Source organism: Hydrogenophaga sp. (assembly GCF_014773545.1).
Classification (GTDB): domain Bacteria; phylum Pseudomonadota; class Gammaproteobacteria; order Burkholderiales; family Burkholderiaceae_C; genus Hydrogenophaga.
The window spans coordinates 164,349-190,209 of record NZ_SDDV01000002.1; the positions used below are offsets into that span (position 1 = coordinate 164,349).

The following is a 25,861-nucleotide window of genomic DNA, read 5'->3' on the forward strand; positions in this document are numbered from 1 at the left end:
GGCGCTGGCGGCAATCTGCGTCCGTCGCATACCGTCGGGTGACAGTCTGGCAGCTATAATCGACAGGCTTTGCTTCAGACGGATTTGGGTTCACGCCCGGATCAGGCTTGGCAGAGTCGAGGGCATCCTCAATCGCAAACCGGCCCAACCGGGTGTTGCCTGGATCGAGTCGCAGTTCTTGCGCTGCGTCATTCGGGTGATCGGGGTCGGATTTTAGTCTCAACCTCTGGAAAGAAATCTCATGTCTATCTCCATGCGCGAAATGCTGGAAGCCGGTGTCCATTTTGGTCACCAAACCCGCTTCTGGAACCCCAAGATGGCGCCGTACATCTTTGGTCACCGCAACAAAATCCACATCGTCAACCTCGAAAAGACCTTGCCGCTGTTCGAAGATGCGGCCAAGTTTGTGCGCCAGTTGACCGCTAACCGCGGCACCGTGCTGATGGTCGGCACCAAGCGCCAGTCGCGCGAGATCGTGGCCCAGGAAGCGCGCCGTGCCGGTGTGCCCTTTGTGGACCAGCGCTGGCTCGGCGGCATGCTGACCAACTTCAAAACCGTCAAAACCTCGATCAAGCGCCTCAAAGACATGCAGGCGCAAAAAGAAGCCGGGCTCGACGCCCTGACGAAGAAAGAACAGCTGACCTTCATGCGCGAGATGCAAAAGCTGGAGAAAGACATTGGCGGCATTCAGGATATGGGCGCCTTGCCCGACGCCATCTTCGTGATCGACGTCGGCTTCCACAAAATCGCTGTGCTCGAAGCGCAAAAGCTCGGTATTCCGCTGGTTGGCGTGGTTGACACCAACCACTCGCCGATCGGCATCGACCACGTCATCCCGGGCAATGACGACTCCGCCCGTGCCGTGGCGCTGTACGCCCGCGGCATCGCGGACGCGATCATCGAAGGACGCGACAACGCCAGCCGCGAAGGGGTCAAGGCGGTGGCGCTCGAAAGCAGCGACGAGTTTGTCGAGGTGCAGGAAAGCGCTGCCGCCTGAACTGCGGCGGCGCAGCCCGCCAAGGCGGGGCTGTGCCAAGCCATTTTTCATAACCCTATTGCATCGTTGACCCGTTCGCGCAGCCCGCTGTGGGCTGCAGCGGTTCATGGAGAACTGTAAATGACTATTACCGCAAGCATGGTGGGCGAACTGCGCGCCAAGACCGACGCCCCCATGATGGAGTGCAAGAAGGCTCTGACCGAGGCCGCTGGCGACATGGTCAAGGCCGAGGAGTTGCTGCGCGTCAAGCTCGGCACCAAGGCCGGCAAGGCCGCTGGCCGCGTCACCGCCGAAGGCGTGATCGCCAGTTGTATCGAAGCGGGTGGCGCGGCCATGGTAGAAGTCAACTGCGAAACTGACTTTGTCACCAAGAACGACAGCTTCCTGGCGCTGGCCCAGGCCGCCGCTGTGCTGGTGGCGCGTCACAACCCGGCCGACTTGAGCGCCCTGGGTGCGCTGGCGCACAGCCAGGACGGCTTTGGCCCCACGTTGGAAGATGTGCGCAAGGGCTTGATTGGCAAGATCGGTGAAAACATGAGTTTTCGCCGTTTCAAGCGCTGCGACGGCACGAGCCAGGTCGCGGGCTACCTGCACGGCACCCGTATCGGTGTGCTGGTTGAATACACCGGCAATGAGGTCGCAGCCAAAGACACGGCGATGCACATTGCTGCCATGAAGCCAGTGGCGCTGACCAGCGCCGAAGTGCCGCAAGCATTGATCGAAAAAGAGCGTTCGGTTGCCAGCGCCAAGGCCGAGGAAGATCGCAAGCTTGCCGAAGCCGCTGGAAAATCGGTGCAGTCGGCCGAAATCGTCGCCAAGCGCATCGAAGGCGGGGTGCAAAAGTACCTGAAAGAGGTGTCGCTGTTCAACCAGGCTTTTGTCAAGAACGACAAACAGACCGTCGAGCAGATGCTCAAGGCCAGCGCCACCAGCGTCAAAGGCTTCACGCTTTATGTGGTGGGTGAGGGCATAGAGAAGAAAGTGGACGACTTTGCGGCCGAAGTGGCCGCACAGGTGGCTGCTGCCCAGGGCGCTTGATGCCTGGGCATTTACCCTGACTCAGAGCACGGGCCGCAAGGCCCGTGCGCTTGTGTGGCTGTGGGCCACGCGGGGTGCTCCAGCCGGCGCTGCAAGGACTGGCATCGCTACACTCGCCGACAGACTCCTGGGAAATTTTGTTTTTCCGCACAGAAAGCGCCCCATGCCAGCCTACAAACGCATTTTGCTCAAACTGTCCGGCGAAGCCCTGATGGGAGATGATGCCTACGGCATCAACCGGGCCACCATCGTTCGCATGGTGGAAGAAATCGCCGAGGTCACGCGCCTGGGGGTGCAGGTGGCGATCGTGATCGGGGGGGGGAACATTTTTCGTGGCGTGGCCGGCGGCGCGGTCGGCATGGAGCGCGCCACCGCCGACTACATGGGTATGCTTGCCACCGTCATGAATTCGCTTGCGCTGGCCGATGCGCTGAGCAAGGCCGGCGCAATTGCGCGCGTGATGTCGGCCATCTCGATCGAGCAGGTGGTCGAGCCCTACGTGCGACCCAAGGCCTTGCAGTATCTGGAAGAAGGCAAGGTGGTGGTATTTGCCGCTGGCACCGGTAACCCGTTTTTCACCACCGACACCGCCGCCGCGCTGCGCGGAGCGGAAATCGGCGCCGAGATCGTTCTCAAGGCGACCAAGGTCGACGGCGTCTACAGCGCCGATCCGAACAAGGTGGCTGATGCCACCCGCTACACCAGCATCAGCTTCGACGAAGCGATGGCAAAAAACCTGCAGGTGATGGACGCCACTGCGTTCGCCCTGTGCCGCGACCAGAAGCTGCCGGTGAAGGTGTTTTCCATCGTCAAGCCGGGTGCGCTGCTCCAGGTGGTGCTGGGCGGCGACGAAGGCACCCTGGTTCACGTGTGATACCGCCGGGCTGTGTCAAGCCCGCACGTCTTGTTGCTGAGGAGTATTCATGAGCATTGCTGAAATTCGACAAACCGCCGAGAGCAAGATGCAGCAGTCGGTGGAGTCGTTCAAGAACAATCTGATCAAGATTCGCACCGGACGGCCGAACCCGCAACTGCTGGACACCGTACACGTGGACTACTACGGCTCCCTGCTGCCGCTGTCGCAGGTGGCCAATTTGTCGCTGCTGGATGCGCGCACGATTGGCGTGGCGCCGTGGGAAAAAGGCATGGGAGCGAAGATTGAAAAAGCCATTCGTGAGTCTGACCTGGGCCTGAATCCGTCGAGCCAGGGCGACCTGATTCGCGTCCCCATGCCGCCCATGACCGAGGAGCGCCGCAAAGAGTTGAGCAAGGTGGTGCGCGGCGAGGGCGAGGCAGCCAAGATCGCGATCCGAAATCTGCGCCGCGACGCCAATGAGACGATGAAAAAGCTGGTCAAAGACAAACTGGCCTCGGAAGACGACGACCGCCGCTCGCAGGACGACATTCAAAAACTGACCGACCGCATGATCGTTGAGGTCGATCGCCTGGTGGCGTCGAAAGAGCACGACATCATGGCGGTTTGAGGCGCTCGCCGCTCTTGCATCGCAGCCGCCAACCTTGTGCACCATGCGCGAACCCTTCTTGCCCTTGCAAACGCCCGCCGCCGGCGTGCCCGCGCACCTGGCGCTCATCATGGACGGCAACGGCCGCTGGGCGCAGCAGCGCTGGTTGCCGCGCGTGGCCGGGCACAAAGAGGGCGTCGCCAGTTTGCGCCGGCTGGTGCGGGCCTGCCTGGAGCGCGGCGTGGCGGTGCTCACCGTGTTCGCTTTTTCCTCCGAAAACTGGCGCCGGCCCGAGGAGGAGGTCTCCGGCCTGATGAGTCTGCTGCTGCTGGCGCTCGGGCGCGAGGTGTCCGAACTCAAAGCCAACGGCGTTCGCCTGTACGTTGTCGGTGAACGCCACAAGCTGTCGCCGCAACTGGTGCAGAAGCTGCAAGCTGCCGAACAGGAAACCGCCGGCTGCCGGCGGCTGGCGCTCAACGTCTGTTTCAACTACGGTGGGCGCTGGGACATTGCGCAGGCCGCTCAATGGCTGGTGCAGCAGGGTCTGCCGATCAGCGAGCACAGCCTGTCACAGGCCAGCGCCCTGGCCCACGTGGGCGACCCCGACCTGCTCATTCGCACCGGCGGTGAGCAGCGCCTGAGCAACTTCTTGCTCTGGCAGTCGGCCTACACCGAGCTGTATTTCACCGACTGCCTGTGGCCCGACTTCGGTGCCGCCGAGCTGGACCTGGCGCTGCAAGACTATGCCCGCCGGCAGCGCCGCTTTGGTCAGACCGCCGAGCAGTGCGCTGGCGCAGCGCCGTCGATTCCGGCCGGGTCGGTCCATGCTTAAGCGGCGCATCGTCACGGCCTTGCTGCTGCTGCTTCTGGTGCTGCCTGCGCTGCTGCATTCGTCGAGCTACATTTTTAGCTGGATCACGCTGCTGCTGACCGGGCTGGCTGCCTGGGAGTGGGGGCGCCTGAATGGCTGCCGCTCAGCGACGGCGGCGGGTCTGGGCCTGGGTCTGGTGCTGCTGTTGGCGCTGTTCTGGTTTTTCGGCGGCCTGAGCGCTTCATTGCGTCCGCTGTGGTGGCTGGGCGCCGTGCTGTGGCTGGTGCTGGGCGGGGTGATGCTCTGGCGCGGCGTGGGTGGCTGGGCGGTCTGGCCCCTGCTGCCGCGCTTGGTGGGTGGTTTGTTCCTGCTGGCCTTGGTCTGGCTGGCGCTGGTGCAGGCGCAGCAGCTTGGATTCGGTTTCTTGCTCTCGGTGCTGGCGCTGGTCTGGGTTGCCGACATTGCCGCTTTCGCTGGCGGCAAGACCTTTGGTCGGCGCAAGCTGGCCCCTTGCATCAGCCCGGGCAAGAGCTGGGAGGGCGTATTCAGTGGCTTGCTGGCGGTTTTTTTGCTCGCCGCCGTCTGGCTCTGGGCCGATGTGGCCGGCCTGGGGGACCGCAGCAGCCTGTACACGCACCTGTGGGCGCTGGGGCCGGCGCCGGCGGTGCTGGTCTTGCTGTTCTTGTTTGGCATGAGCGTGGTCGGCGATTTGCTGGAGTCGCTGGTCAAGCGCAGCGCCGGGGTAAAAGATTCCAGTCGCTTGTTGCCCGGCCACGGCGGAGTGCTGGACCGATTTGATTCCTTGCTGCCGGTGTTGCCGCTGGCGATGCTGATCGCCACCCTCTGAGACCATGAGCACAGCGCAATTCGTCACCATCCTGGGCTCGACTGGTTCGATCGGCACCAGCACACTGGACGTGATGGCACGCCACCCGGAGCGTTTTTCCGTCTTTGCCCTCACGGCCGCGACCCAGGTGGACCTGCTGTTGGCCCAGTGTAGGCGTTTCTTGCCGCGCTGGGCGGTCATGGCCAGCGCGCCCCACGCCGAGCAGTTGCGCCAGCGCGTGCAGGCCCTGGGGCTGCCGGTGCAGGTGTTGGCGGGGGAGCAGGCTTTGTGCGATGTCAGCGCCGCGCCCGAGGTCGACGCCGTCATGGCTGCCATTGTCGGCGCGGCCGGCCTGGCGCCTTGTCTGGCGGCGGCGCGCGCCGGCAAGAAATTGCTGCTGGCCAACAAGGAGGCGCTGGTGGTCGGCGGCGCGCTGTTCATGGACGCGGTGCGCGCCGGTGGCGCCACGCTGCTGCCGATCGACAGCGAACATTCGGCCATTTTCCAGTCGCTGCCCGAAGACCCGGCCACCTGGGCGCGGCGGGTGCAGAAAATCGTTCTCACGGCCTCGGGCGGTCCGTTTCGCAGCCGCGACCCTAGCACCCTGGCCGAGGTCACGCCGCAGCAGGCCTGCGCGCACCCGAACTGGGTCATGGGGCGAAAAATCTCGGTCGATTCGGCCACCATGATGAACAAGGCGCTGGAAGTCATCGAGGCCTGCTACCTGTTTGGTCTGCGCCCGGACCAGATCGAGGTGGTGATTCATCCGCAAAGCGTGATTCACTCCATGGTGCAGTACACCGACACGTCGGTGCTGGCGCAATTGGGCACACCCGACATGCGGGTATCGATTGCTTATGGCTTGTCTTGGCCCGAGCGCATCGCATCGGGTGCCAACGCACTCGACTTTGCCCGCCTGGGGGCGCTGACCTTCGAGCCACCCGATGCGCAGCGCTTCCCAGGCCTGCAGTTGGCCTGGGAGGCGCTGGCTGGCCCCAGCGGCAGCACCGCCGTACTCAACGCCGCCAACGAAGTGGCGGTGGAGGCGTTTTTGGAGCAGCGCCTGCGCTTTGACCAGATTCATGCCGTCAACCGTGCAACTATGACGGCGCTGCACACCTCCAAGCCTGGGTCGCTGGCGGATTTGCTGGCGATTGATGCGCAGGCACGCGCGCTGGCGCAGTCGCTGGTGCAAGGCTTTGCGGTTTGATGGCGCGCGTCCAGGCTCTTTTTCGGCCGGCGCCGCGTCCGCTTGCTGGTTCTTTCTGCGCTGCTGAGGCGCACAGTTGCTCATGCTGACACTGCTTGCCTTTGTGCTGGCCCTGGGGCTGTTGATCGCGGTGCACGAATACGGTCATTACCGTGCCGCGCTGGCCTGCGGCGTGCGGGTGCAGCGCTTTTCCATCGGCTTTGGCAAGCCGCTGCTGTCGTGGCGACGCCCAGGCAATCCGACCGAGTTCGTCATCTGCGCCTTGCCGCTGGGCGGCTACGTGCGCATGCTCGACGAGCGCGAGGCCCCGGTCGACCCGGCGCTCAAGCACCTGGCCTTCAACACCCAGCCGCTGCGCGCGCGCGCACTCATCGTCGCTGCCGGCCCGGCCGCCAACTTGTTGCTAGCGGTTTTGTTGTACGCGCTGGTCAATTGGATCGGGATCCAGGAGCCCAAACCCGTGTTGTCGAGTCCGGCGGCGGCATCGCTGGCCGAACGCGCCGGTCTGCGCGGCGGCGAGTGGGTGGCACAAGTGGCGCTGGCCGACGAGCAGCCGCAGGCCGTGCCATCGTTCGTGGCCTTGCGCTGGCAGCTCACTCAAGCGGCGCTGGCCGGCCGCGATCTGCGGCTGTGGGTGGCTCAGCAAGAGGGCGGCGAGTTGCGAGAGTTGGTCTTGCCGCTGAGCGAGCTCGACGTGCGCGAGATCGATCGCCAGTTGTTTCAGCGCATGGGCATCGTCGCGCCCTGGAGCGCGCCGCAAGTGGGTGAGGTCAGCGCCGACGGGGCCGCCGCCGCTGCCGGCCTGCGCGCTGGCGATCTGGTGCATCGGGTGGACGGCCAAGCGGTCAACGATGGCCAGCATCTGCGCGCTTTGATCCGGCAGGCGGTGGGGCCGACCGGGCAGCCGCTGGCGCAGCGCTGGGATATCGAGCGCGATGGGCACTTGCTGAGCCTGAGCGTGCAGCCGCGGCCCGAGTTGCAAGACGGCGTCTGGGTCGGTCGTGTCGGTGCCTTCATCGGTGCCGCCCCCGCGATGGTGACGGTGCGCTTCGGGGCGGTCGACGGCCTGCTGCAAGGGGTGGAAAAAACCGCCGAGGTGTCCTGGCTGACGCTCAAGATGATTGGGCGCATGCTGACCGGCCAGGCTTCGCTGGCCAACCTGAGCGGCCCGATCACGATTGCCGACTACGCCGGTCAATCGGCCGGTCTGGGCCTGTCGTCCTATCTGTTGTTTCTGGCGCTCATCAGCGTCAGCCTGGGCGTGCTCAACCTGTTACCGCTGCCGCTGCTCGATGGTGGCCACCTGATGTATTATCTTTACGAAGCGGTCACGGGCCGCAGCGTCTCGGATCTGTGGATGGAGCGGCTGCAGCGTGTGGGGCTGGCGATACTGATTACTTTGATGGCGATCGCCTTGTTCAATGACGTGGCCCGCTTGGCTGGCTGAGCATCTTTTTCATGAAAAAAACCAAACCGGGCCTGCGTGGCCTGACGCTTTCTGTGCTGGCAGCTTCCTTGTTGGGCGCCTTGCCGGCTTGGGCGGTCGAGCCTTTCACCCTGCGCGACATTCGGGTCGAGGGCTTGCAGCGCGTCGAGCCGGGAACCGTGTTTGCATCCCTGCCGTTTCGCGTCGGTGACATCTACAGCGACGACCAGGGTTCGGCCGCCATTCGATCCCTGTTCGGTCTGGGGCTGTTTAGCGACGTGCGCTTGCAAGTGCAAGACGGCGTGCTGGTGGTGATCGTCGAGGAACGCCCCATCATCGCTGCCATCAGCTTCACCGGTGGGCGCGAATTCGAAGCCGATATGCTCAGGAACGCCTTGCGCGACATCGGACTGGCCGATGGCCGGCCGTTTGACAAGGCGCTGGCCGACCGCGCCGAGCAAGAGCTCAAGCGCCAGTACATCAACCGCGGCATGTACGCCGCGCAGGTGCTCACCACCGTGACGCCGGCCGAGCGCAACCGGGTCAATCTGAATTTTCATGTGACCGAGGGTGACGTGGCGCGCATCGGCGAGATTCGTATCGTCGGCAATCAGGCTTTTTCCGAATCCACGCTGCGCAGCCTGTTTGCCCTGGACACCAGCGGCTGGTTGAGCTGGTACACGCGCGCCGACCGCTACACCAGCGCCAAGCTCAGCGCCGACTTGGAGCGGCTGCGTTCGCACTACCTCACGCGCGGCTTCCTCGACTTTCGCATCGATTCGACCCAGGTGGCGATTTCTCCTGAAAAAGACAGCATTTCCCTGACCATCAACATCACCGAAGGCAATCGCTTCGTGGTTTCGGCGGTCCGGCTGGAGGGCGAATACCTGGGGCGCCAGGCTGAGTTCGAGTCCCTGGTTCGGATCCGCGTCGGACAGGCCTTCAACACCGAAGAAGTGGCGCAAACTGTAGCGGCGTTCACCGACCATTTCGGCGTGTTCGGCTACGCCTTTGCCCAGGTTCAGGCGCAGCCCGAGATCGACCGGGTGAACAACCGCGTCACCTTTGTGCTGAACGCGCAGCCGCAGCGCCGGGTCTATGTGCGGCGCATCAACATCGAAGGCAACAACCGCACCCGCGACCAGGTGATACGGCGCGAATTTCGCCAGCTCGAAGCCGCCTGGTACGACGGTGAGCGCATCCGCTTGTCGCGCAATCGGGTCGATCGGTTGGGCTTTTTCACCCAGGTCGGCATTGAAACGCAGCCGGTGCCGGGCGCTCCTGATCAGGTCGATCTGCTGGTCTCGGTGGTCGAAAAACCGACCGGCAGCCTGACGCTGGGAGCGGGTTTTTCCCAGGCCGAGCGCCTTTCTTTGGTGGCTGGCATCGACCAGGACAACGTGTTTGGCACCGGTAACTCGCTGAGCTTCAACCTCAACACCAGCGATTTCAACCGCCAGTTCTCGCTCAGCACCACCAACCCGTACTTCACCCCAGACGGCGTTTCGCGCACCTGGGACATCTATCACCGAACCAGCTCGCCGTTCACCGCCCAAGGCGGCGACTACCGCTTGGTTCGCGCCGGCGGCGGGCTGCGCTTTGGCGTGCCGTTCACCGAGCGCGACACGGTCTTTTTCGGCCTCAACGCCGAACAGACGCGGATCGAGGCCGGCACCGGCTTGCCGCTGGCCTATCAGGAGCACAGCAACATTTTTGGCGCCAGCAGCCTGTCGGTTCCCCTGACCCTGGGCTGGACGCGCGACACCCGCGACAGCGCCTTGGTGCCCAACGAAGGCCGGCTGCAGCGCGTCAACGCCGAGCTGGGTGTGGCTGGCGACACCCGCTACCTGCGCGCGAGCTATCAGTTCCAGCAATACATTCCTCTGGGTACGCAGTACACGCTGGCATTCAACACCGAATTGGGTTATGGCCGGGGCATGGGCGGGCGTCCGTTCCCGGTGTTCAAGAACTTCTTTGGCGGCGGCCTGGGTTCGGTGCGGGGTTTCCAGCAAGGCACCCTGGGGCCGCGCTCGGGCATCGTCGGCGCGCCGGCGGCGCAGCCGGTCAACATCGGCGGCAGCCGCAGCGTGGCGCTGAACGCCGAATTCATAGCACCTTTCCCCGGCGCCGGCACCGACCGCACGCTGCGCGTGTTCGCCTTCGCCGACGCCGGCAACGTGTTTGGCGACAACGACCCGCGCCCGAATGCGAACGACCTGCGCGCCTCGGTCGGCGTCGGCCTGAGCTGGATTTCGCCGATTGGGCCACTGCGCTTTGCCTACGCCACGCCGGTGCGCCACTTCGATGGCGATAAAATCCAGAGATTCCAATTCCAGATCGGAACCTCGTTTTGATGAAGCACACGCCCCATTTGTTCAGCCGTTCCTTTTTCCTTGCCCTGGTGCTGTGTCTGGCGGCTGCCAGTGCGGTTGCGCAAGACTTTCGGGTCGGCTTTGTCAACACCGAGCGCATTTTCCGCGAGGCCAACCTGGCCAAAGCGGCGCAGGCCAAGCTGGAGCAGGAGTTCTCGCGCCGCGAGCGCGAAATCCAGGCCCAGGGCGTCCAGCTCAGGGCCGCTTCCGAGCGCTTCGAGCGCGAGCTGCCCACACTGTCAGAGGCGCAGCGCGTGGCCAGACAGCGCCAGTTGGTCGAACAAGACCGTGACTTTCAGCGCAAGCAGCGCGAGTTCCAGGAAGACCTGAACCTGCGCCGCAACGAGGAGCTGCAAGCCGTGCTGGAGCGCGCCAACCGGGTCATCCGACAGATTGCCGAGGCCGAGAAATACGACTTGGTGATTCAGGAGGCGGTCTATATCCACCCGCGGCACGACATCACCGACAAGGTGCTCAACAGCTTGAACAACGCCCGCTGAGATTGAGGTGCTGGCGTGGCCAAGACGCTGGGTGCTATCGTCGCTGCCCTGGGCGGCGATCTCAGGGGTTCGTCTGATCTCGTGATCGAGCGGCTGGCACCGCTGGCGCGGGCCCAGGCGGGCGAACTCGCTTTCATCGCCCAGGCGCGCTATGCCAAGCAGTTGCAGCAGACGCAGGCCGGCGCCCTGATCGTGGCTCCGGCACTGCAAGACGCCGCCGCAGCGCGTGCGCCCTGCATCGTCTGCGACGACCCCTACCTCTACTTCGCCCGCCTGACCCAGTGGTGGCGGCGCGAGCACGAGCCGCTGCCCGCACCCAGGCTGGACCCGCAAGCCAGCATAGACCCGAGCGCGCAGCTCGAACCCGAGGTCGACGTCGGCCCCTTTGCCGTCATCGGCCCGGCGGTGCGCATCGGCCGCGGAGCCCGCATCGGTGCCCATGCGGTAATTGGCGCGCTCGCCCAGATCGGCGCGCACACCGTGCTGCATCCGCGCGTCAGCATTGGCACGCGCTGCGTGGTCGGCGCGCGCTGCGTGCTGCACCCCGGCGTGGTGATCGGTGGCGACGGTTTCGGTTTTGCGCCGCAGCAAGGCCGCTGGGTCAAGATCGAGCAGCTCGGCGCGGTGCGCATTGGCGACGAGGTGGAAATAGGTGCCAACAGTTGCATAGACCGCGGCGCGCTCGACGACACCGTGATCGAAGACGGCGTCAAGCTCGACAACCTGGTTCAGATCGGGCACAACGTGCGTGTCGGGGCGCACAGCGCCATGGCCGGCTGCGTCGGCGTGGCCGGCAGCGCCGACATCGGCGCGCACTGCAGCATTGGCGGCGGCGCGGTGGTGCTCGGTCACCTGAGTCTGGCCGACGGCGTGCACATTTCGGCCGCATCGGTCGTGACCCGATCGATCACCAAACCGGGTCACTACACCGGCCTGTTTCCCATCGACGACAATGCGAGTTGGGAAAAAAATGCGGCCTCGCTCAAACAGCTCAATCGCCTGCGCGAGCGGCTCAAGGCGCTGGAGCGCGCGCTCGAACCAGACCTGTCAAAAACACCCGAAGCATGATGGACATTCACCAGATTCTCAAGCAGTTGCCGCACCGCTATCCGTTCCTTTTGGTCGATCGGGTGCTTGAGTTGGACAAAGGCAAAAGCATCAAGGCGCTGAAAAACGTCAGCATCAACGAGCCTTTTTTTGGCGGCCATTTTCCGCACCGGCCGGTGATGCCGGGCGTGCTCATGCTCGAAGCCATGGCACAGGCCGCCGCGCTGCTGGCGTTTGATACCGTGGGGGTGGCGCTGGACGACAAAACGGTGTACTACTTCGCCGGCATCGACGGCGCGCGCTTCAAGCGCCCGGTCGAGCCGGGCGACCAGCTCGTCATGGACGTGGCGCTAGAGCGCATGAAGTCCGGCATCTTCAAGTTCAAGGGCTGTGCCCGTGTCGGCACTGAGCTGGCCTGCGAGGCCGAACTGATGTGCACCATGCGCACCATCGCCTGATTGGCCAGGTGGTTCGTTTCGATGGCAAACATTCATCCTACCGCCCTGGTGGACCCGGCCGCCGAGCTGGAATCCAGCGTCACGGTCGGCCCTTACACGGTGATCGGTCCTCAGGTCAGGGTGGGCGCCGGCACGTCCATAGGCGCGCATTGTGTGCTCGAGGGCCGCACCACCATCGGGTGCGACAACCGCATCTTTCAGTTCAATTCGCTGGGCGCGGTTCCGCAGGACAAGAAATACGCCGGCGAGCCGTGCGAACTGCAGATCGGGGACCGCAACACGGTGCGCGAGTTCTGCACCTTCAACATCGGCTCACCCGGCGGCGGCGGCTTGACCCGTCTCGGCGACGACAACTGGATCATGGCCTACGTCCATCTGGCGCACGACTGCGCGGTTGGCAACCACACCATTTTTGCCAATAACACGCAACTGGCCGGTCACGTGTCGGTCGCTGACTGGGCGATTCTGGGTGGCTTCACCGTGGTACACCAGTTTGTGCGCATAGGCGCGCACGCGATGAGCGCGATGTGTTCGCTGCTGTTTGCTGATTTGCCACCGTTCGTGCTGTGCCAGGGCCAACCAGCGCAGCCGCGTTCGATGAACTTTGAAGGCTTGCGTCGGCGCGGTTTCTCGCCCGAGCGCATTGCCGCCGTCAAGGCCATGTACAAAGCGCTCTACCGCGACGAGCTGACGCTGGAGCAGGCCACGCAGCGCATTGGCCTGTTGGCCGGCTCTGCGCCAGACCCTTCAGCCGTCGCCTCCGATGTGGCCTTGATGCTGGACTTTTTGCAGCAGGTGCCGCCCCAACGCGGCATCGTGCGTTGAACACTGCACCGCACTTGGCCTTGGTGGCGGGTGAGGCCTCGGGCGATCTGCTGGCCGGACTGCTGTTGGGCGGTATGCGCCAGCGCTGGCCCGATCTGCGCGCGCTCGGTATCGGCGGGCCGCGCATGGCCGAGCAGGGTTTTCAAGCCTGGTGGCCGAGCGACAAACTGGCGGTGCACGGCTACGTCGAGGCCTTGCGCCACTACCGCGAAATCGTCTCCATCCGGGCGCAGTTGAAGCAGCGCCTGCTGGGCGCCGAGCGGCCCGACTTGTTCATCGGCGTCGACGCGCCCGACTTCAACCTGGACTTGCAAGCCGATCTGAGGGCGGCCGGGATTCGTACCGTGCAGTTCATCTGCCCGGCGGTCTGGGCCTGGCGCGCCAAGCGGATAGAGAAAATTCGCCGCAGCGTGGACCATGTGCTGTGCGTGTTTCCCTTCGAGCCCGATTTGCTGGCGCGCCACGGCGTGGCCGCCACCTATGTCGGCCACCCGCTGGCCAGCGTGATACCGATCGAGCCCGACCGCGCTGCGGCGCGGCGCGCGCTCGGTTTGGGCGAGCATGAAACCGTGCTGGCCATCCTGCCCGGCAGCCGGGCCTCCGAGGTGCGCTATCTGACGCCGCTGTTTTTTGCGGCCGCCGCGCTGCTGTTGCGCCAGCGTCCGGCGCTGCGACTGGTGGTGCCGACCTTGCCTGCGTTGCGAGACAGAGTCGAAGCCGCCGCGCGTGCCGCCGGCGTCAGCGCGCCACTGCTGCTGTTGTCGGGCCAGTCGCACCGCGTGCTGGCGGCCTGCGACCTGGCCTTGGTCGCCAGCGGCACCGCCACGCTGGAAGCGGCGTTGTTCAAGCGCCCGATGGTGATCGCCTACCGCATGAACGGGCTGTCCTGGTTGCTCATGCGCGGCAAGCAGTTGCAGCCCTGGATCGGCTTGCCCAATATTTTGTGTCAGGACTTCGTGGTGCCGGAGCGGGTGCAGGACGCGGCCAGCCCGCAGGCCTTGGCGCAAGCGCTGCTGGGCTGGCTCGAGGCGCCTGAGCGCATCCTGGCGCTGCAACAGCGCTTTATCCGGTTGCATCACGAACTGCGCCGCAACACTGCTTCACTCGCCACCGATGCGATCGAAAAAATGCTTGCCCAATGAGCAGACCGGCCACGCCTGGGGCGTGCCGGGTTTGCTCGCTGGCGTTGACGAAGCTGGCCGTGGCCCGCTGGCCGGCCCAGTGGTGGCGGCGGCGGTGATATTGAACGAGCAAGCGCCGATTCGCGGCCTGGCAGACTCCAAGCAGCTCGGCGCGCGCGCGCGCGCGCGGCTGTACGACGAGATTCGCGCCAAGGCCCTGTGCTGCAGCGTGGCGCAGGCTTCGGTGGCCGAGATCGACCAGCTCAACATTTTGCAGGCCACGCTGCTGGCGATGCAGCGCGCGGTACAAGGCTTGCGGCTGCTGCCCAGGCTGGTGCTGGTCGACGGCAATCGCTGCCCGGTGCTGCGCATGCAGGTGCAAGCGGTTGTCAGAGGCGACGCGACGGTGGCGGCGATTGCGGCCGCCTCCATCGTCGCCAAGGTCACGCGCGACCATTTGCTGCTCGACTACCACCAGCAACACCCGAGCTACGGTTTTGATCGCCACAAAGGCTATGGCACTGCACACCACCTGCAGGCCTTGCGCTTGCACGGCGTGCTGGACTGGCACCGGCGCTCCTTTGCCCCGGTGGCCCGGGTACTGGCACACGCAGCGCCCGCCTGCACCGACGACCCGGCCGCGCCATGAAGCCGCCGACGCTGATCAGCTCGCGCGAGAACCCGGTGTTCAAGCGCTTGCGCCTGCTGGCACAGGACAACACCGCTTACCGCGACGCCGGGCAGGTCTGGATCGAAGGCGATCATTTGTGCCGTGCCTTGTTGGCGCACGGCCAACGTCCGGCGCTGGCGGTGTTCAGCCAGAGCTACTGGCCGCAGGCGCCGGTCGAGCTGCGGCAGGCGGCGCAGCAAAACCTGCTCTTATCGGATGCTTTGTTGACTGCCATCAGCGGGCTGGAGTCGGCGGCGGCACTCGGTTTTGTGTGCAAGCTGCCGCAGGCCGACAGGCTTTTGCCGGGCCGCCCGGCGGTGCTGCTCGACCGCTTGCAAGACGCCGGCAACGTGGGCTCCATCTTGCGCAGCGCAGCGGCGATGGGGTTTGAGCAGGTGCTCGCGCTCAAGGGCACGGCGGCCTTGTGGTCGCCCAAGGTGCTGCGCGCCGGCATGGGCGCGCATTTTGCGCTGCACCTGGTCGAAGGGCTGGCGCTGACCGACCTGGGTCGGCTGGCGCTGCCGCTGCTGGTGACTTGCGTACACCAGGGCGAGTGGCTGCACCAGGCGCAGTTGCCCTGGCCCTGCGCCTGGGTCTTTGGTCACGAAGGCCAGGGGGCGAGTCCGGCGCTGGCGGCGCTGGCGGCGCAGTCGCTGCGCATTGCCCAGCCGGGCGGCCAGGAGTCACTCAATGTGGCCGCCGCCGCCGCGATCTGCCTGTACGCCAGTGCCAGCGCACGCGACTTGCGCTGAGCGTGGCGTGGCCTGACCGACCCGCTGCCGCGCTCGTTCCGGGTCGAGAAAACAGGGTAGAACAAGGCCGGGCGGCTACAATGCCAAGGTTTACCCGCAATCGGCGCACCCACTGCGCCCGCCTCGGCTTTCCCCCGAGTTGACCGACCGGTAGCGGACCTGCGCGGCACGCCCAGCAGGCTGCGATCTGGCCCGAATCCACCCCGGTTTTGTCACATGGCGTGGTGCGCCCACATTTCTCTGGAGAAAACCGTGCTTCCCGTTTACCCGAAAGCCCTGCTCGCGCTTGCCGACGGCACGGTCATGACAGGCATTTCCATCGGTGCTGCGGGTCAGACCTGCGGCGAGCTGGTGTTCAACACCGCCATGACCGGCTATCAGGAAATTCTCACTGACCCGAGCTACTGCCGGCAAATCGTCACCCTGACCTACCCGCACATCGGCAACACCGGCGTCAACCGCGAAGACACCGAGTCCGCCCGCGTGCAGGCGGCTGGCCTCATTATCAAAGACCTGCCGCTGCTGGCGTCCAATTTCCGTTCCGAAGAGACGCTGTCGGCCTACTTGCAGCGCGAAGGCACGGTGGCCATGGCCGGTCTGGACACGCGCGCGCTGACGCGCCGCCTGCGCCGCTTCGGGGCGCAAAACGGCTGCATTCTTGCACTGCCCGCCGGGCAAGACCTGGACGCGGCGCTGCGCGAGCGCGCCCTGGCCGCCGCGCAGGCTGCGCCCAGCATGGCCGGGCAAGACCTGGCCCGGCTGGTGTCGGCCGCTGCGCCCTACGCCTGGAGCCAGACCGAGTGGCAACTCGGCACCGGTTACGGTGAGCAGCGCGCACCGCGCTTTCATGTGGTGGCCTATGACTTTGGCGTCAAACGCAACATCTTGCGCATGCTGGCCCAGCGCGGCTGCAAGGTCAGCGTGGTGCCGGCGCAAACGCCGGCCGCCGAGGTGCTGGAGCTCAATCCCGATGGTATTTTTCTCTCCAACGGCCCGGGCGACCCGCAGCCCTGCGACTACGCCATTGCCGCGACGCGCACGCTGATCGACGCCGGTCTGCCGACCTTTGGCATCTGCCTGGGACACCAGATCATGGCGCTGGCCAGTGGCGCCCAGACCTTCAAGATGAAATTTGGCCATCACGGCGCCAACCACCCGGTGCAAGAGCTGGGCAGTGGCCGCGTCAGCATCACCAGCCAGAACCACGGCTTTGCAGTAGACGAAAAAACCCTGCCGGCCAACCTGCGTGCCACCCACGTCAGCCTGTTTGACGGCACGCTGCAAGGCCTGGAGCGCACCGACCGGCCGGCGTTTTGCTTTCAAGGCCATCCCGAGGCCGCGCCCGGCCCGCACGATATCGGCTATTTGTTCGACCGCTTCGTGCACCTGATGGAGGCGAAATAATCATGCCCAAAAGAACCGACATCCAGACCGTGCTCATCATCGGCGCCGGCCCTATCATCATCGGTCAGGCCTGCGAGTTCGATTACTCCGGCGTGCAGGCCTGCAAGGCGCTGCGCGCAGAAGGCTACCAGGTGGTGCTGATCAACAGCAACCCGGCCACCATCATGACCGACCCGGCCACCGCCGACGTCACCTACATCGAGCCGATCACCTGGCAGACGGTGGAGAAAATCATCGCCAAGGAGCGTCCGCGTACGGCCGGCGGCTTTGCCATTTTGCCGACCATGGGCGGGCAAACGGCACTCAACTGCGCGCTCGACCTCTGGCGCCACGGCGTGCTGGACAAGTACAAGGTCGAGCTGATCGGCGCCACGCCGCAGGCCATCGACAAGGCCGAAGACCGGCTCAAGTTCAAAGACGCCATGACCAAAATTGGTCTGGGTTCGGCGCGCTCGGGCATTGCGCACAGCCTGGAGCAGGCCTGGGTGGTGCAGAAAACGGTGGGTTTCCCGGTCGTCATTCGGCCCAGCTTCACGCTGGGCGGTAGCGGTGGCGGCATTGCCTACAACCCGGAAGAGTTCGAGACCATTTGCCGGCGCGGCCTGGAAGCCTCGCCCACCCACGAGCTGCTGATCGAAGAATCGCTGCTGGGCTGGAAAGAGTACGAAATGGAGGTGGTGCGCGACCAGGCCGACAACTGCATCATCGTGTGCTCGATCGAAAACCTGGACCCCATGGGGGTGCACACCGGGGATTCCATCACGGTGGCGCCGGCGCAGACGCTGACCGACAAGGAATACCAGATTCTGCGCAACGCCAGCCTGGCGGTGCTGCGCGAGATCGGGGTCGACACCGGCGGCTCCAACGTGCAGTTCGCCATCAACCCGGCCGATGGCCGCATGGTGGTGATCGAGATGAACCCGCGCGTCTCGCGCTCCTCGGCGCTGGCCTCCAAGGCCACCGGTTTTCCGATTGCCAAGGTGGCGGCCAAGCTGGCGGTGGGCTACACGCTGGACGAGCTGCGCAACGAGATCACCGGTGGCGCCACGCCCGCGTCGTTCGAGCCCAGCATCGACTACGTGGTGACCAAGATTCCGCGTTTCGCGTTCGAGAAATTTCCCACCGCCGACAGCCGCCTGACGACGCAGATGAAAAGCGTGGGCGAGGTGATGGCAATGGGCCGCAACTTCCAGGAAAGCTTTCAGAAAGCGCTGCGCGGACTGGAAGTGGGTGTGGACGGCATGAACGAGAAAACCCAGGACCGCGAAATCCTGGAGCGCGAACTCGGCGAGCCCGGACCGGAACGCATCTGGTACGTGGGCGATGCGTTTGCTGCCGGCTGGACGCTGGCCGAGGTGCACCAGCTCACCAAGATCGATCCCTGGTTTCTGGCGCAGATCGAAGAGATCGTCAAAATCGAATTGCAACTGGAGAAGACCAGTTTGGATGCGCTCGACGCAGCGAGCTTGCGTGGCCTCAAGCAAAAGGGTTTTTCTGATCGTCGCCTGGCCAAGCTGCTCAAGACCAGCGACGCTGCCGTGCGCGCGCGCCGAATCGCGCAAAATATCCGCCCGGTCTACAAGCGCGTCGACACCTGCGCGGCCGAGTTCGCCACCGACACCGCCTACCTGTATTCGACTTACGAAGGTGACGGCGACGGCGAGTGCGAGGCCGAACCGACGGCGAAGAAAAAAATCATGGTGCTCGGTGGCGGGCCGAACCGCATTGGCCAGGGCATCGAGTTCGACTACTGCTGCGTACACGCCGCGCTGGCGCTGCGCGAAGACGGTTTTGAGACCATCATGGTCAACTGCAACCCGGAGACCGTCTCCACCGACTACGACACCTCAGACCGCCTGTACTTCGAGCCGCTGACGCTGGAAGACGTGCTGGAGATCGTCGACAAGGAAAAGCCGCTCGGCGTGATCGTGCAGTACGGTGGCCAGACGCCTTTGAAGCTCGCGCTCGGACTGGAGGCGGCCGGCGTGCCCATCATAGGCACCAGCCCGGACATGATAGACGCCGCCGAAGACCGCGAACGCTTTGCGCGGTTGCTGCACCAACTCGGTTTGCGCCAGCCGCCCAACGCCAGCGCCCGCACCGAGCCCGAAGCGCTGGAAAAAGCCGCCAGCCTGGGTTACCCGCTGGTGGTGCGCCCGAGCTACGTGCTGGGCGGGCGTGCGATGGAGATCGTGCACGAGCAGCGCGACCTCGAGCGCTACATGCGCGAAGCGGTCAAGGTCAGCCACGATGCGCCGGTGCTGCTCGATCGGTTTTTGAACGACGCGATTGAATGCGACGTAGACGCGGTGCGCGACACCAGCGCTCGGGTCTTCATTGGCGGCGTGATGGAGCACATCGAGCAAGCCGGCGTGCACAGCGGCGACTCGGCCTGTTCGCTGCCGCCTTACTACCTGGGTCAGACCACGGTGAATGAGATCAAGCGCCAGACCGCCGCCATGGCCCAGGGTCTGAACGTGGTCGGTTTGATGAACGTGCAGTTCGCCATTCAGGAAGTCGATGGCAAGGACGTGATCTACGTGCTCGAAGTCAACCCGCGTGCTTCGCGCACCGTGCCCTTCGTCTCCAAGGCCACCGGCATTCAACTGGCCAAGGTGGCCGCGCGCTGCATGGTCGGCCAAACGCTGGACCAGCAGGGCATAGGCGCCGAAATCACGCCGCCGTATTTCAGCGTCAAGGAAGCGGTGTTCCCGTTCGTCAAATTTCCCGGCGTGGACACCATTCTCGGCCCCGAGATGAAGTCCACCGGTGAAGTCATGGGCGTAGGAAAGACTTTTGGCGAGGCCTTCGTGAAAAGCCAGATCGGCGCCGGCACGCGCCTGCCCAAGCCCTTCAAGCCCGACGGCAGTCCGTCTGGCAAGGTGTTTCTGACGGTGAAAAACAGCGACAAACCTATGGCGGTGGCGCTGGCGCGCGAGTTGGTCGAACTGGGCTTTGAGCTGGTGGCCACGCGCGGCAGCGCAGCAGCCATTGCCGCTGCCGGCGTGCCGGTGCAGACCGTCAACAAGGTCGCTGAAGGCCGGCCGCACATCGTCGATATGCTCAAAAATGGCGAGATCGCGCTGGTCATCAACACGGTGGAAGAGCGCCGCAACGCAATTGCCGATTCGCGCGCCATTCGCACATCGGCGCTGCAAGCGCGGGTGAGCACCTTCACCACCATCGCCGGCGCGCAAGCAGCGGTCGAAGGCATGAAGTACATCGACCGCCTGGACGTTATTTCGGTGCAGGAGATGCATGCCCAACTGCGGGCCTGAGCACCCTGGGGCGTCCGTCGACAGGCTGCTAGGGGCATAATCAGGCTCACCCTCACACCGCCGTTCGGCAACGTTCGGCGGTTTCCTTTTGTACCCCGGCAGAACCCTGATCTGCTGACCCAGATGCGTGGAGCACCGCCATGACCACCTTGCCCATTACCTTGCGTGGCGCCGAGAAGCTTAAAGCAGAACTCAAGCGCCTGAAATCCGTCGACCGCCCCTGGGTCATCAACGCGATTGCCGAAGCCCGCGCCCAGGGCGACCTGAGCGAGAACGCCGAATACGACGCCGCCAAAGACCGTCAAGGTTTTATCGAGGGCCGCATCGCCGAAATCGAGAGCAAGCTCTCGGCGGCCCAGGTCATCGATCCGGTGCTCATCGAAGTCGTTGGCCGGGTGGTGTTTGGTGCCACGGTGGAGTTGGTCGACCAAGACAGCGGTATCACCGTGACCTATCAGATCGTCGGCGAGGACGAGGCCGACATCAAGCTCGGTCTGGTCAACATCGGCAGCCCGCTGGCGCGCGCCCTGATCGGCAAGGAAGAAGGCGACCTGACCGAGGTGCAGGCTCCGGGCGGCCTGCGCCGACTGGAAATCGTGCTGGTGCGCTACGGTTGAGTCCGACGGACCGGGAATGATCGGTGCAAGCGCAACGGGTCTGGCACGCGAACGGCCTAGAATCGCTCGCATGAAAATCCTGATCTGCAACGACGACGGATACCAGGCGGCCGGCATCCAGGCACTGTTCGATGCCATTCGCGTGCTGCCCGGCGTCAGCGCCGAGGTGGTGGCGCCCGAACACAACAACAGCGCCAAATCGAACGCACTCACCCTGTATTCGCCGCTCTACGTCCATACCGCGCAGAACGGTTTTCGCTACATCAACGGCACCCCGGCCGACTGCGTTCATATTGCGCTGACCGGTCTGCTGGGTTACCGCCCCGATCTGGTGGTCTCGGGCATCAACAACGGCGCCAATATGGGCGACGACACGATTTACTCCGGCACCGTGGGGGCGGCGATGGAGGGTTATTTGTTCGGCATTCCAGCCATTGCCTTTTCCCAGACCGAAAAAGGCTGGCAACACCTGGATGTCGCGGCCGAAAAAGCCGCTCAGTTGGTGGCCCAGTTGCTGCCTGCGCTGCCCGAGGCGGCGCAGCGCAGCGCGCCCTGGCTGCTCAACGTCAATATTCCGAACCGGCCGCACAGCGAGATTCGCGGCTTCAAAGTGGCTCGTCTGGGGCGGCGCCACGCGGCCGAGCAGGTGATCGCGCAGGTCAACCCGCGCGGCGACACCATGTACTGGATTGGCGGCGCCGGGCCGGTCAAGGACGACGCCGACGGCACCGACTTTCACGCCACCGCGCTTGGCTATGCCTCGATCACGCCGCTGCAGGTCGACCTGACCGACCATGAGCGGCTGCCGTACTGGGCGCCGACGGCAGCGCAGCTCTCGGCGGCCAGCGTCGCGGCTCGTGCGTCGCCGTGGACGAACGAGGTCGATAAATGAAGCGCGGCATCGCGCCACCCGCCAGCAGTTCTGAGCCGACGCGGGCGCGACCGACTTTCCCGGTGCGGCTGGCGCCCATGAGCAGTAACGCATCGGTCAAACAGCCCGCCAGCGCGCCCGCGCTGCGGTCAGCGCCGGTGGTGGCCGTTGGCGCCGACGAAGGCCGCGCAGCGCGCATGGCGATGGTGGACAAACTCCAGGCCCAGGGCCTGAGCGACGCGGCGCTGATCGCGGCCTTGCAAAGCGTGCCACGGCACCGCTTCGTCGATTCGGCGCTGGCCAACCAAGCCTACGAGGACACCAGTTTGCCGCTGGGTCTGGGGCAGACCATCTCCAAGCCGAATGTGGTGGCGCGCATGCTGGCGCTGCTGTGCCAGGGCGGCAACCGACCGCTGGGTCGCGTGCTGGAGGTGGGCACCGGGTGCGGCTACCAGGCTGCGCTGTTGAGTCATTTGGCGCAAGAGGTCTACAGCATCGAGCGGCTGCGCGCACTGCATGAGCGTGCGCGCCACAACCTGCGCGCATTGCGCCGGCCCAACTTGCACCTGCTGCTGGGCGACGGACTGCTGGGCTATGCGGCAGGTGCGCCTTACGCCGCCATCATCGTTGCCGCCGGCGGTCCTGAGCTGGCGCCGGCCTGGATCGACCAGTTGGCGCCGGGTGGTCGGCTGGTGGCGCCGCTGGAGGGTCAGGCGCAGCGCCAGCGGCTGGTGGTGATAGACAAAACCGCCAGCGGCGTGCGCCGCACCGAACTCGAAGCGGTGCTGTTCGTTCCGATAAAATCGGGCGTCGAGTAAGGCGCTGCGCGCTCCCTGCTGCTTCATAATCGGGGGCATATCGGCGCCGTTCCTGGCCTTGAAACACACTGGGATTTTTTGATGCGTGTTGATTCGAACGTCTTGCCGCAACGCTTGAGCGCGGGTGTGCGCGTCGCCGCTGGACGCGGCCCCCTGGTCTTGCTGCTGCTCGGGGCTTTGCTGCTCACGGCGGGCTGCTCAACCCGGCGCGTGGCGGCGCCGGCTCCGGTGGAAGACCGATCGGCCCCGCGCCCGGCCGAGGCCCGGGCGCAGCCCGGGGCTGAGGCCAGAGCACTGCCTGGAGCGGAAAACGAGGGCCGACCCGGTTACTACACCGTGCGTCCAGGCGATACCCTGATTCGCATCGGGCTCGAGACCGGCCAGAGCTGGCGCGACCTGCAGGCCTGGAACAACCTGGGCAACCCGAATCTGATCGAAGTCGGCCAGGTGCTGCGCGTCGTGCCGCCGCTGGTGCCGGTGTTCGTGACCGCTGCTGCGCCACCTCCGGCTGGCGCTGCCAGCCCCAGCCCGGTGCTGCCGCCGGCTGCCACGCCGCGGCCCTTGGCCCAGACGGGCGCCCCGGCGCCGGCCACACCTGCCACACCCACAGCAGCCGCAGCAGCCACGCCTGCCGCGGCAGATGAAATCAACCTGATCTGGCCGGCGCAGGGCGAGGTGATCTCGGTTTTTGACGAGGTCAGGAACAAGGGCATTGCGATCGCCGGGCGCCTGGGTGAGCCGGTGTTGGCCGCCGCCGCCGGGCGGGTGGTGTACGCCGGGGCCGGACTGCGCGGCTACGGCAACCTGATCATCCTCAAGCACGACAACACCTTCTTGACCGCCTACGCGCACAACCAGGCGCTGCTGGTGCGCGAAGACCAGGTGGTGCGTCAGGGGCAGCGCATTGCTGAAATGGGCAGCAGCGACGCAGACCGGGTCAAGCTGCATTTCGAGCTGCGCCGCCAGGGCCGACCGGTCGATCCGCTTGCTTTCCTGCCGCGGCGCTGAAGCCGCAGCACCCGCGAGCGAGCAGCGGCCCACGCGACAAGACTTGTCCAAGCACCGGCACCATGGCTGCCGTCCTGGTTTTTGACCTCGAGTCGATCCCCGACATCGCCGGCCTGCGCGCCGTGCGCGGCGCGGCGCCCGAGTGTTCCGACGCCCAGGTCTATCAAGACTGGTTGAGCGAGCGCCAGGCCAAAGGCCAGAGTGACTTCATGCCGCTGCACCTGCAGCGCGTGCTGGTCATCAGTTGCGCGTTTCGCAGCGCCGATGGCCTGCGCGTGCACTCCTTCGTCGACCGCGACGGCCGCAGTGAAGGCAAGGTGGTGCAGTCTTTCTTTCAGGCGGTGGAAAAACACACGCCGCAACTGGTGAGCTGGAACGGCAGCGGCTTTGACCTGCCGGTGCTGCACTACCGCGGCCTGCGCCACGGCGTGCAGGCCAGCACCTACTGGGACATGGGCGAGGACAACCGCGACTTCAAGTGGAACAATTACATCGGCCGCTACCACACGCGCCATCTGGACTTGATGGACTTGCTGGCCTTGTACAGCCCGAAGAACAACGCCCCGCTCGACGCCCTGGCCAAGCTGTGCGGTTTTCCCGGCAAACTCGGCATGGACGGCGCGCAGGTCTTTGCCCAGTATCAGGCCGGGCAGTTGGAGGACATTCGCCGCTACTGCGAGACCGACGTGATGAACACCTACTTGCTGTACTGCCGCTTTCAGCGCATGCGCGGCGGTTTGTCCGAGGCCGAGTACGCGCAGGAAATCGACCTGGTCAGATCCACCTTGGGTCAATGGGCAGCGGATGAAGCGCACTGGGATGAATACTTGCGCGCATGGGCCTGAACCACGCGGGCCGGGCTGAGACAATCCGGACATGACCGCATCTTCATCGCACGAAAACAGCCTGCTCACCAGCGCTTGCGCCACGGCACCCGCCGACAGCCTTTGCAGCCCTGTATCCAGTGACTGGCTGGTGGTGCAGTCGCTTGACATCGACGCCCAGGGCATTGCACGCCGACCCGACGGCAAGGTGGTGTTCATCGAAGGCGCGCTGCCGTCCGAGTGGGTCAGCGTGCAGGTGCAGCGCAAGAAGAACAACTGGGAAGCCGGCACCGTGAGCGCGATTCACCGCGCTTCGGCGCAGCGCGTACAGCCCGGCTGCGCGCACTTTGGCCTGCATGTCGGTGCCTGTGGCGGCTGCAAAATGCAGCACCTCGACGCCACTGCCCAGGTGGCGGTGAAACAGCGCGTGCTGGAAGACAATCTCTGGCACCTGGCCAAGGTCAAGGCCGAGACCGTGTTGCGACCGATCGAGGGGCCGGTCTGGGGCTACCGCTACCGCGCACGCCTGTCGGTGCGTCACGTGCACAAGAAGGGCGAGGTGTTGATCGGTTTTCATGAGCGCAAGAGCCGCTACGTGGCCGATATACGGGCCTGCCCGGTACTGCCGCCGCAGGTCAGCGCGCTGTTGCTGCCCTTGCGCGCCCTCGTGCACAGCATGGACGCGCGCGCCACCTGTCCGCAGATCGAACTCGCTTGCGGTGACGCGCTCATTGCCTTGGTGCTGCGCCATCTCGAACCCTTGTCTGACGACGATCTGGCCCGTTTGCGCGCTTTCGCCGTTCAACACGAGGTGCAGTGGTGGTTGCAGGCGCAGGGGCCGCAGACGGTCAGACTGCTTGATCAGGGCGGCGCTTCATTGTCCTACACGCTGCCGGAGTTCGGCATCCAGATGCCGTTTCGACCGACCGACTTCACCCAGGTCAACCCCTACATCAACCGCGTGCTGGTCGCGCGTGCGCTGCGCCTGCTGGGCGCGCAAAAAACCGAGCGCGTGATCGACTGGTTTTGCGGCTTGGGCAATTTCACCCTGCCGCTGGCCACCCAGGCCGGCGCGGTGCTGGGCATCGAGGGCAGCGAAGCGCTGGTGGCGCGTGCGCGCGAGAACTACAGCCTGAATCAGACCGTACGGCCTGATCCCTTGTGTGGCACGCAGTTCGCTGCGCGCAACCTGTTCGACATCACAGCGGCTCAGTTGCGCGCCGACGGTGTGGCGCACAAATGGTTGGTCGATCCGCCGCGCGAAGGCGCGTTTGCACTCGTCAAAGCGCTGGCCGAGTTGCACCAGCAGCCTGAACTGCGCGGCGACTGGCAAGCGCCGCAGCGCATTGTTTACGTCAGTTGCAACCCGGCCACGCTGGCGCGCGACGCCGGCTTGCTGGTGCACCAGGCCGGCTACAACTGCGTTGGCGCCGGGGTGGTGAACATGTTTGCCCACACCGCCCACGTCGAGAGCCTGGCGGTGTTCGAGCGCAGCGCCGCAACAGCACCAAGCTGAATCTGTTTG

At 65.1% G+C, this 25,861-nt stretch carries 24 protein-coding genes; all 24 read left to right on the forward strand.

The annotated features are described in order from the left end of the window. Positions 1 to 241: 241 nt before the first annotated feature. The 24 genes from rpsB (at position 242) to rlmD (ending at position 25,852) form a co-directional block, all read left to right on the forward strand. Positions 242 to 997, forward strand: coding sequence for a 30S ribosomal protein S2 (gene rpsB / locus EST26_RS02440; protein WP_291065102.1), 756 nt, complete (start codon positions 242 to 244; stop codon positions 995 to 997). Between the two features lie 120 nt (positions 998 to 1,117). Further along, the gene (gene tsf, locus EST26_RS02445; protein WP_291065104.1) at positions 1,118 to 2,035 is read left to right on the forward strand and encodes a translation elongation factor Ts; all 918 of its coding nucleotides are present in this window, start codon (positions 1,118 to 1,120) and stop codon (positions 2,033 to 2,035) included. A gap of 163 nt (positions 2,036 to 2,198) precedes the next feature. Continuing rightward, positions 2,199 to 2,909, forward strand: coding sequence for a UMP kinase (gene pyrH / locus EST26_RS02450; RefSeq protein ID WP_291065106.1), 711 nt, complete (start codon positions 2,199 to 2,201; stop codon positions 2,907 to 2,909). A 49-nt stretch (positions 2,910 to 2,958) separates the two neighbouring features. After that, positions 2,959 to 3,519, forward strand: a complete 561-nt coding sequence (gene frr, locus EST26_RS02455) for a ribosome recycling factor (RefSeq protein WP_291065108.1) — start codon at positions 2,959 to 2,961, stop codon at positions 3,517 to 3,519. Positions 3,520 to 3,562: 43 nt separating this feature from the next. Further along, entirely contained in the window at positions 3,563 to 4,330 is a 768-nt protein-coding gene (gene uppS / locus EST26_RS02460; RefSeq protein WP_291065110.1) for a polyprenyl diphosphate synthase, read from the forward strand. Beyond that, positions 4,323 to 5,156 (forward strand): phosphatidate cytidylyltransferase, encoded by an 834-nt coding sequence (locus EST26_RS02465; RefSeq protein ID WP_291065112.1) that lies wholly within the window; start codon positions 4,323 to 4,325, stop codon positions 5,154 to 5,156. Before uppS ends, EST26_RS02465 begins: the two co-directional genes overlap by 8 nt. Positions 5,157 to 5,160: 4 nt before the next feature. Then, entirely contained in the window at positions 5,161 to 6,345 is a 1,185-nt protein-coding gene (gene ispC, locus EST26_RS02470; protein ID WP_291065114.1) for a 1-deoxy-D-xylulose-5-phosphate reductoisomerase, read from the forward strand. A gap of 82 nt (positions 6,346 to 6,427) precedes the next feature. After that, the gene (rseP, locus tag EST26_RS02475; RefSeq protein WP_291065116.1) at positions 6,428 to 7,792 is read left to right on the forward strand and encodes an RIP metalloprotease RseP; all 1,365 of its coding nucleotides are present in this window, start codon (positions 6,428 to 6,430) and stop codon (positions 7,790 to 7,792) included. An 11-nt stretch (positions 7,793 to 7,803) separates the two neighbouring features. After that, on the forward strand, positions 7,804 to 10,125 hold the full coding sequence (bamA, locus tag EST26_RS02480) for an outer membrane protein assembly factor BamA (protein WP_291065118.1): 2,322 nt from the start codon (positions 7,804 to 7,806) through the stop codon (positions 10,123 to 10,125). After that, positions 10,125 to 10,643, forward strand: a complete 519-nt coding sequence (locus EST26_RS02485) for an OmpH family outer membrane protein (RefSeq protein ID WP_291065120.1) — start codon at positions 10,125 to 10,127, stop codon at positions 10,641 to 10,643. Before bamA ends, EST26_RS02485 begins: the two co-directional genes overlap by 1 nt. A gap of 15 nt (positions 10,644 to 10,658) precedes the next feature. Continuing rightward, entirely contained in the window at positions 10,659 to 11,711 is a 1,053-nt protein-coding gene (gene lpxD / locus EST26_RS02490) for a UDP-3-O-(3-hydroxymyristoyl)glucosamine N-acyltransferase (RefSeq protein ID WP_291065121.1), read from the forward strand. Continuing rightward, on the forward strand, positions 11,708 to 12,148 hold the full coding sequence (gene fabZ, locus EST26_RS02495; protein ID WP_291065123.1) for a 3-hydroxyacyl-ACP dehydratase FabZ: 441 nt from the start codon (positions 11,708 to 11,710) through the stop codon (positions 12,146 to 12,148). The genes lpxD and fabZ overlap by 4 nt, the downstream gene beginning before the upstream one ends. 21 nt (positions 12,149 to 12,169) lie before the next feature. Continuing rightward, entirely contained in the window at positions 12,170 to 12,973 is an 804-nt protein-coding gene (gene lpxA / locus EST26_RS02500) for an acyl-ACP--UDP-N-acetylglucosamine O-acyltransferase (RefSeq protein WP_291065125.1), read from the forward strand. Then, positions 12,970 to 14,115, forward strand: a complete 1,146-nt coding sequence (gene lpxB, locus EST26_RS02505) for a lipid-A-disaccharide synthase (protein ID WP_291065126.1) — start codon at positions 12,970 to 12,972, stop codon at positions 14,113 to 14,115. The genes lpxA and lpxB overlap by 4 nt, the downstream gene beginning before the upstream one ends. Continuing rightward, complete coding sequence (gene rnhB, locus EST26_RS02510; RefSeq protein ID WP_291065127.1) at positions 14,087 to 14,743, forward strand: ribonuclease HII; 657 nt, start codon at positions 14,087 to 14,089, stop codon at positions 14,741 to 14,743. Before lpxB ends, rnhB begins: the two co-directional genes overlap by 29 nt. Then, a complete protein-coding gene (locus tag EST26_RS02515) occupies positions 14,740 to 15,516 on the forward strand; it encodes an RNA methyltransferase (protein WP_291065128.1) in 777 nt (258 codons plus the stop codon). Before rnhB ends, EST26_RS02515 begins: the two co-directional genes overlap by 4 nt. 252 nt (positions 15,517 to 15,768) lie before the next feature. Continuing rightward, positions 15,769 to 16,920, forward strand: a complete 1,152-nt coding sequence (carA, locus tag EST26_RS02520) for a glutamine-hydrolyzing carbamoyl-phosphate synthase small subunit (protein ID WP_291065130.1) — start codon at positions 15,769 to 15,771, stop codon at positions 16,918 to 16,920. Between the two features lie 2 nt (positions 16,921 to 16,922). Then, positions 16,923 to 20,198 (forward strand): carbamoyl-phosphate synthase large subunit, encoded by a 3,276-nt coding sequence (gene carB / locus EST26_RS02525; protein ID WP_291065132.1) that lies wholly within the window; start codon positions 16,923 to 16,925, stop codon positions 20,196 to 20,198. 140 nt (positions 20,199 to 20,338) lie between these two features. After that, a complete protein-coding gene (gene greA, locus EST26_RS02530) occupies positions 20,339 to 20,815 on the forward strand; it encodes a transcription elongation factor GreA (protein ID WP_291065134.1) in 477 nt (158 codons plus the stop codon). Between the two features lie 70 nt (positions 20,816 to 20,885). Then, the gene (gene surE / locus EST26_RS02535; RefSeq protein ID WP_291065136.1) at positions 20,886 to 21,707 is read left to right on the forward strand and encodes a 5'/3'-nucleotidase SurE; all 822 of its coding nucleotides are present in this window, start codon (positions 20,886 to 20,888) and stop codon (positions 21,705 to 21,707) included. Continuing rightward, entirely contained in the window at positions 21,704 to 22,504 is an 801-nt protein-coding gene (locus EST26_RS02540) for a protein-L-isoaspartate(D-aspartate) O-methyltransferase (RefSeq protein ID WP_291065138.1), read from the forward strand. The genes surE and EST26_RS02540 overlap by 4 nt, the downstream gene beginning before the upstream one ends. Before the next feature lie 81 nt (positions 22,505 to 22,585). Then, complete coding sequence (locus EST26_RS02545; RefSeq protein WP_291065141.1) at positions 22,586 to 23,512, forward strand: peptidoglycan DD-metalloendopeptidase family protein; 927 nt, start codon at positions 22,586 to 22,588, stop codon at positions 23,510 to 23,512. Between the two features lie 62 nt (positions 23,513 to 23,574). Beyond that, positions 23,575 to 24,357, forward strand: a complete 783-nt coding sequence (locus tag EST26_RS02550; RefSeq protein ID WP_291065143.1) for a 3'-5' exonuclease — start codon at positions 23,575 to 23,577, stop codon at positions 24,355 to 24,357. 130 nt (positions 24,358 to 24,487) lie between these two features. Next, positions 24,488 to 25,852 (forward strand): 23S rRNA (uracil(1939)-C(5))-methyltransferase RlmD, encoded by a 1,365-nt coding sequence (gene rlmD / locus EST26_RS02555; protein WP_291065273.1) that lies wholly within the window; start codon positions 24,488 to 24,490, stop codon positions 25,850 to 25,852. Positions 25,853 to 25,861 lie beyond the last annotated feature (9 nt).